Here is a 7909-nt window from a genome sequence, read left to right on the forward strand (position 1 = left end):
TTCGCCACCGGCGGGAGTTCACCATGCGCACGAACACGTCCACTTCCATGTCCGGCCGCTCCTCGATGAGCCGTCGACTGTTCCTCACCACAACGGGTGCCGTCTCGCTCGGCGTCACCCTCACCGCCTGCGGCGGCAGCGACTCCGGCGGCTCGTCCGCAGCCTCCAAGCCGGTCAGCCAGGCCGACATCGACAAGGCGATGAAGACGCCGACCGAGCTGACGTTCTGGACCTGGGTCCCGAACATCGCCAAGGAGGTCGCCCTCTTCGAGGCGAAGTACCCGGCCATCAAGGTCAAGATCGTCAACGCCGGCCAGGGCACTCCGCAGTACACCAAGCTGCGAACGGCGCTGAAGGCCGGCAGCGGCGCCCCGGACATGGTGCAGATCGAGTACCAGGCCATCCCGACCTTCACCATCACCGACAGCCTGCTCGACCTGCGCCCCTACGGCGCGTCCTCGCTCAAGGAACAGTTCGTCGACTGGACCTGGCAGCAGGTCAGCGGCAGCAAGGGCGAGGTGTGGGCGATCCCCCAGGACACCGGCCCGCTCGGCATGCTGTACCGCAAGGACATCTTCGACAAGCACGGCATCAAGGTCCCCACGACCTGGGAGGAGTTCGCCGCCGCGGCCCGCAAGCTCCACAAGGCCGACCCCGACGTCTACCTGACCAACCTCGCGGCCAACCAGGTCGCCGCCTGGCACGGCCTGCTGTGGCAGGCCGACGCCAAGCCGTACGTGGTGTCCGGCAAGAGCGACATCACCATCGGTGTCGACGACGCCGTCTCCAGGAAGCTCGGCGCGTACTGGGGCGGCCTGGCTCAGGAAGGGGTCGTCAGCACCGACCCGGACTTCACCGACGGCTGGTACGCCGGGTTCAACAAGGGCAAGTACGCCACCTGGATCACCGCCGCCTGGGGACCGGCCTTCCTCTCCGGCTCTGCCAAGGCCACCTCCGGTAAGTGGCGAGCCGCCCCCCTCCCGCAGTGGGACGCGTCGAAGCCGAGCTCTGGCAACTGGGGCGGCTCGACCACCGCCGTCATACGCTCCACCAAGAACCCCGTCGCGGCGGCGATGTTCGCACAGTTCCTCAACAGCGACCCGGCCAGCGCGAAGATGTTCGCCACCGAGCAGTTCTTCTTCCCCGCCACCAAGGCCCTCCTCGCTGACGCCGCGTTCACCGGGGACGCGCCCGCCTTCTACGGCGGCCAGAAGGTCAACCAGGTCTTCGCCGACATCAGCTCCACGGTCAACTCCTCCTTCCAGTGGCCCCCGTTCCTCGACCAGGCGGCGACCGACTGGACCGAGACGGTCGGCAAGTCCCTCGCCGACAAGACCGACACGGTCCGTGCGCTCGGCACCTGGCAGTCGCGGCTCACCACCTACGCCAAGAGCCAGGGCTTCACCGTCGAGACGCCGTAACGGTCCGCCGGGTCCCGTGCCGTGGCGCGGGACCCGCCCCCCACTGACACAGTCCCATCCCTCAGAAAGGCCCGATGATGACTGCCACAACCGCGGCCTCCCCCAAGGGCAGGAGACGAGACGGGGCGACACGCCTCGGACGCGGCGGCAAGAACCGTCAACGGGCGGCGGGACCGCTGTTCGTCGCACCGTTCATGGTCCTGTTCCTGCTGCTCTTCCTCGCCCCGCTCGGCTACGCCGCCTATCTCAGTCTGTTCCAGGAACGCCTCATCGGCGGCACGGCGTTCGTCGGGCTCGACAACTACACCCAGGCCCTCGGCGATCCGCAGTTCCTGCACGGCATCGGACGCGTCGCGCTGTTCTTCGTGATCCAGGTCCCCCTGATGCTGCTGCTGGCGCTGGTGTTCGCGCTGGCCCTCGACAGCGGGCTGCTCCGGCTCGCGCGTGTCATCCGGCTGGGCATCTTCGTCCCGTACGCCGTGCCGAGCGTGGTCGCCGCGCTCATGTGGGGCTATCTGTACGGTCCGGACTTCGGCCCCTTCGCCCAGCTCAGCCGCGACCTCAGTCTGCCCGTCCCGGACTTCCTCAGCGAGGGCTGGATGCTCGGCAGTCTCGCGAACATCGTGACCTGGGAGTTCGTCGGCTACAACATGATCATCCTGTACGCCGCCCTGCGCACCGTCCCCGAGGAGCTGTACGAGGCGGCCGCGGTGGACGGGGCCGGCGCCTGGCGGACCGCCTGGTCGATCAAGTTGCCGGCCCTGCGCCCCGCGCTGATGCTCACCCTGCTGTTCTCCGTCATCGGCAGCTTCCAGCTGTTCAACGAGCCGAAGCTGCTGATGACCATCGCTCCGGACGTGATCAGCAGTTCCTACACCGCCAACCTCTACGCCTACACGCTCGCCTTCACCGGACAGCAGGTCAACTACGCGGCCACGGTGTCCTTCCTGCTCGGTCTCGTCATCGTGATCGCCTCCTACGCCGTCCTGCTCACCGCGAACCGCAGGAGGACCTCGTGACGACCACGACCCCCACGGCCACGACCGCCGAGCCACTGACGAAGCCGCCTTCCGCGGCACCACTTCGGCGGAAATCCAGCTCCCGGCGCGGCAGCACGCCCCTGACGATCGCCATGCTGGCCGTCCTGGCCTACTTCCTCCTGCCCCTGTTCTGGCTGCTGATCGCCTCGACCAAGAGCACCCAGGACCTGTTCAACAGCTTCGGTCTGTGGTTCTCGCACGCCCCGCAGCTGCTGACGAACGTCAGGCAGACCTTCACCCAGGACGACGGGGTGTTCGTGCACTGGCTGCTCAACACGGTCATGTACGCGGGCGTGAGTGCGGTCGGGGCCGCGTTGCTCGCGGCCGCCGGCGGGTACGGCTTCGCGAAGTTCCGCTTCCGCGGTGACCGGTTCTCCTTCAACCTGGTGCTCGGTGCCGTCATGGTCCCGGCCACTGCGCTGGCGATCCCGACCTATCTGCTCTTCGCCAAGGCGGGCTTGGTCAACACCCCCTGGGCGGTCATCCTGCCCTCCCTGGTCAACCCCTTCGGCCTCTACCTCATGCGCATCTACGCACAGGACGCCGTCCCGGACAGCATCCTCGAGGCCGCCCGCATCGACGGCGCCGGAGAAGCACGGATCTTCGGCACGATCGTGTTGCGGCTCCTCGCACCGGGCCTGGTCACCGTGCTGCTGTTCACGCTCGTGGCCACCTGGAACAACTACTTCCTGCCGCTGATCATGCTCAATGATCCGAATCTGTACCCCGTCACCGTCGGCCTCTCCTCCTGGGCCGCGCAGGCGCAGAACGGCGGGGCCGGTGCCAGCAGCGACATGCTCGCCCTGGTCGTGACCGGCTCCCTCATCTCGATCCTGCCCCTCGTCGTGGCCTTCCTGCTGCTCCAGCGGTACTGGCAGAGCGGCCTGGCCGCCGGCGGAGTCAAGCAGTAAGGGCCCGCAGCCCTCGTACCACTCCCTGTTTCATCGGAGGTTTCCTCTCATGGCGGCTCTGCCTGCCCGCGTCCTCTTCGGCGCCGCGTATTACCACGAGTACACGCCCGCCTACGACCCCGAACTGCGGCCCGACGAACGGCTCAAGACCGACCTGGACCTGATGGCCGAGGCGAACTTCACCGTGATCCGGGTCGGCGAGTCGGTCTGGTCGACCTGGGAGCCGGAGAACGGACGCTTCGACCTCGACTGGCTCCAGCCGGTCCTCGACGGCGCCCACGAGCGCGGCATCTCCGTCATCATCGGCACGCCGACATACGCGGCTCCGCCGTGGCTGGCCCGCCAGTACCCGGAGATCACCGCCGAGTACGCCACCGGGCAGCGCCTGGGCTGGGGTGCACGCCAGGAGATCGACTTCACCCACCCCGCCTTCCGCTTCCACGCCGAGCGGGTCATCCGCAAGATGGTGGCCCGGTACGTCGACCACCCGGCGGTCATCGGCTGGCAGGTGGACAACGAGCCCGGCCTGCACCTCTTGCACAACCGCGGTGTCTTCGAGCGCTTCGTGGACCACCTGCGCGACAAGTACGGCGACGTCGAGACCCTCAACCGCGAGTGGGGCCTGGTCTACTGGTCGCACCGGCTGTCCACGTGGGCCGACCTGTGGACCCCTGACGGCAACGAACAGCCCCAGTACGACGTCGCCTGGCGGGAGTTCCAGGCCCGCCAGGTCACCGAGTTCATCGGCTGGCAGGCCGACATCGTCCGCGAGTACGCCCAGCCCGGCCAGTTCGTCACCACCTGCATCTCCTACACCCGCCAGGGGGTGGAGGACGACGAGATGTCGGATCGCCTCGACATCGCCTCCGGCAACCCGTACTACGACATGCAGGACGGCCTGCTGCTGCCCGACCCCACGCCCGACGCCCACGAGCAGAAGTGGAAGACCACCGGGGTGTGGTCGATGTACCAGACGGCGGACTGGATGTTCTCCTCCCGCCAGGCCCCGTTCCTGGTCACCGAGACCAACGCCCAGAGCATCGGTTTCGCGTGGGACAACCGGCCCGGCTACGACGGCCAGTGGCGGCAGGCCGCCTGGGCGCACGTCGCGCGCGGGGCGCGGATGATCGAGTACTGGCAGTGGCAGACCCTGCGCTTCGGCGCGGAGACCTACTGGGGTGGCGTCCTCCCGCACAGCGGACGGCCCGGCCGTACCTATGCCGAAATCGCCCGCCTCGGCGCGGAGTTCGAGACGGCGGGCGAGCTCGTCGCGGGGCTCGAGCCGGACGCCGACATCACGATGGTCTACTCGATGCCGAGCAAGTGGCTGATGCAGAAGTATCCGCCGCTCGCGACGCCTGACGGCGAACCGGACGCTGCCGCCTACCACCGCCTCTTCGACCCCTTCTACCGCGGCGCCTTCGACGCGGGCCGTCAGGTCCGCATCGTCCACGCCCGCCAGCTGCACGACCCGCGCGGCGAGCGGGAAGGCATGACACCGCTGGAGGCCGTACAACGCCACCCCGTCCTCGTGGCCCCGGCCCTGTACGTCGTCGACGACTCCACGCTCGACTGGCTGGAGGCCTACGCCCACGCCGGCGGCCACCTGGTCCTGGGCCCGCGCACCGGCTACGCCGACCACGAGGCCCGGGCCCGGCTCACCCCGGCCCCCGGACGCCTCGCCGACGCCGCAGGTGTCACGTATGACGAGTTCAGCAACCTCCACCAGGTCATTCCCGTGCAACCTGCGCCCGGCAGCCCGCTGCGACTGCTGGAGACCGCCACCGCGACGCAGTGGGTCGAGTGCCTGAACGTCACCGACGCCGAGGTGCTCGCCGGCTACGACCATCCGCACTTCGGCCGCTGGCCCGCGGTAACCACCCGCCGCCACGGCGCGGGCCGCATCACCTGCGTCGGCACGGCACCGGGCCGCGACCTCGCCCGGGCACTCGCACAGTGGCTGGCGCCCGCCGCGTGCAGCGCGTGGCAGGACCTCCCCGAGTCGGTCACCGCGACGACCGGAACATCTCCCGACGGCCGTCGGGTCCACATCGTCCACAACTGGAGCTGGGAGCCGGTACGCGTCAGCGTCCCGATCGACCTCTCCGACGTTCTGGACGGCACCTCCGTCCCCGCCGCCACGCCGCTGAACCTTGGCCCGTGGGACGTACGGGTGCTCGTCTCCGCAACACCTTGATTCTCCCCGAAGGAGGGGCAATGCAGAGAAGAACGACAGCAAAGGCGCTGGGCAGTTCCCTTGCGGCCGCCGCACTGCTGACCGGATCCATGGCCGGTGCGCAGGCGTACAACCCGACAGGCGGGACCCTGTACCAGCTCGGCAGCGAGCCGTGTCTGAAGGGCCGGGGCAACTGCGCCGTCTACCCGAAGTCGGCGCAGCTGCCCAGCGGGCGTCTGGTCGCGGCGTTCGAGAAGTCGACGGTCGTGACGGCGTCGGGCAGCGCGGACGGACAGACCCTCCCGGTCTACAAGAGCGACGACGACGGAACGACCTGGCAGTCGCTGTCGGAGGTCAAGGCCCCGGCGTACATCTCCACCGACCCCAAGTACGCGAAGTACACGAGCAACTGGACGAACCCGTACCTCTACGTCCTTCCGAGCGACGTCGGAAGCCTGAAGGCGGGCACGTTGCTCCTGGCAACAGTGGTGTCGGGCGACGACTACTACTACAAGGAGCACAAGGCCGCCGACCCCAACTGGACGCCGAACAACGACGGTGACCGCAAGGACCTGGCGATCGCCCTGTACTCCAGCACCAACGACGGCGCGTCGTGGAACATCGTCAATGTCATCGCGACCGGTGGCTGGCAGGGCGGCAGTGCGGGGGCGGTCGGTCAGAACATCGCCAACGCGAACACGAACAAGCAGGTGGATCCCCTGTGGGAGCCGTACCTGATGGCCTACAAGGGCAAGCTCGTCGTCTACTACTCGGACGAGAACGACTACACCGGCTTCAACGCGACCACCGGCGTCCCGACGATCGACCCCGCGAACGACACCGCCACGGACTCCCTCGGCCAGATCCTGGTCCACAAGACCTGGGACGGCACCAGCGCCGCCTGGAGCAACCCGGTCGTGGACATCGCCGGGCTGACCCAGGACATGGGCGGCGGCAAGACCGAGATCGGGGGCGGACGGCCGGGCATGACGAACGTCGTCCGGACCACGGACGGCAAGTGGATGATCACCTACGAATACTGGGGCGGCGGGGCCAACACCCGGTACCAGATCGCCAACAGCCCGTTGGAGTTCTTCAAAGGGTCCGCTACCGGCACCGGCGTCGACGCACTGCCCGTCGACACCGGTTCCCACACGCTCGCGACGGGCGGCAGCCCGGTCCTCATCAGGCTCCCCGGTGGCCGTCTGGTGTACAACGCCGCCGGCAGCGGCAACGTCTGGGTCAACGACAGCGGACGCAGCGACGGCGCCTGGAAGGAGTACCAGACGACCTCGCAGTCCGGCTACAGCCGCAACCTGCAGTACGTCGACGGCACCGGACGCATCGTGATCCTCAACAACCAGGGGACCTCGACGCTCAAGTTCGCCGAGGTCGATCTCGGCCACTCGGACGGCGCCTACTACCAGCTCGTCAACCGCAAGACCGACCAAGTGATCGGCACCGGGAACAAGACCAACGACGCGAACATCGGCAACGCCGACGTTCCCGACGTCCGGCTCGAGGCCCCGGGCTCGGCGGGCAACGCGGACACCCAGTACTGGCACGTGACGACCGAGCCGAACGGCGGCGTGAGCCTGCTGAACAAGTCGGGCGGCCGCGCGGCGGCGATCTGGACCGGCAACGCCACGGCCGGCCAGAAGATCGGCCAGTGGGTCGACAACAGTGCCACCGGTAGCTGGAACCTCGTCAAGACCGCCGACGGGTTCTACAAGCTGCAGTCCGTCAAGAACACGAGCCTGTACCTCACCGGTGCGTCCGCCGGGGCTCAGCTGACCTTGCAGACCGCGCTCACGGACGGCTCGCAGGACTGGGAACTCGTCCAGTAGCCCTCTCCGAGCGGAGCGCCACGCTTCTGGGCCTGGTCCCTTTCGACCAGACCCAGAAGGGGCAGTATGACCGCGTCACTCGTCACCAAATGACCGCGAACACCCGCATTTCCTATCCGTTATCTCGAACACTGATCGATAATCCGGACATTCGCTCCGCGGTACGCCTGTCAGCACGATGTCTCAGCAGAAGGACGGCCGGCCGTGAACACACCACACGATGACCGCGCGAGCCTCGAACCCTGCGTCGTCGGAGTCGACTACGGGACGCTGTCCGGGCGAGCCGTGGTGGTCCGGATCTCCGACGGCGCCGAACTGGCCGCCGCCGACCACCCCTACACCCACGCCGTCCTCGACCGGGAGCTCCCGGACGGGACCCCGCTGCCGCCCGACTGGGCCCTGCAGGTGCCCGCCGACTACATCGACGTCCTGCGGATCGCCGTACCGGAGGCACTGGCCCAGGCCGGTGTCCGGCCGGAGCAGGTCATCGGGATCGGTACGGACTTCACCGCCT

5 protein-coding genes and 1 pseudogene are annotated in these 7909 nt (G+C 68.3%); all 6 read left to right on the forward strand.

Annotated features, from left to right (window positions below; genetic code table 11):
• Positions 1 to 23: 23 nt before the first annotated feature.
• Positions 24 to 1421: an ABC transporter substrate-binding protein gene (locus ACWBNA_RS24535; RefSeq protein WP_482706651.1), complete on the forward strand. Its 1398-nt coding sequence runs from the start codon at positions 24 to 26 to the stop codon at positions 1419 to 1421.
• A gap of 74 nt (positions 1422 to 1495) precedes the next feature.
• Positions 1496 to 2440: a carbohydrate ABC transporter permease gene (locus ACWBNA_RS24540; RefSeq protein WP_482706652.1), complete on the forward strand. Its 945-nt coding sequence runs from the start codon at positions 1496 to 1498 to the stop codon at positions 2438 to 2440.
• The gene (locus ACWBNA_RS24545) at positions 2437 to 3372 is read left to right on the forward strand and encodes a carbohydrate ABC transporter permease (protein WP_482706653.1); all 936 of its coding nucleotides are present in this window, start codon (positions 2437 to 2439) and stop codon (positions 3370 to 3372) included. The genes ACWBNA_RS24540 and ACWBNA_RS24545 overlap by 4 nt, the downstream gene beginning before the upstream one ends.
• Positions 3373 to 3421: 49 nt before the next feature.
• The gene (locus tag ACWBNA_RS24550; protein ID WP_482706654.1) at positions 3422 to 5569 is read left to right on the forward strand and encodes a beta-galactosidase; all 2148 of its coding nucleotides are present in this window, start codon (positions 3422 to 3424) and stop codon (positions 5567 to 5569) included.
• 20 nt (positions 5570 to 5589) lie between these two features.
• A complete protein-coding gene (locus ACWBNA_RS24555; RefSeq protein ID WP_482706655.1) occupies positions 5590 to 7395 on the forward strand; it encodes an RICIN domain-containing protein in 1806 nt (601 codons plus the stop codon).
• A gap of 204 nt (positions 7396 to 7599) precedes the next feature.
• Positions 7600 to 7909 (forward strand): annotated as a pseudogene (locus tag ACWBNA_RS24560) (ribulokinase); the annotation flags it as partial.

Source organism: Streptomyces sp. Q2 (genome assembly GCF_056820935.1).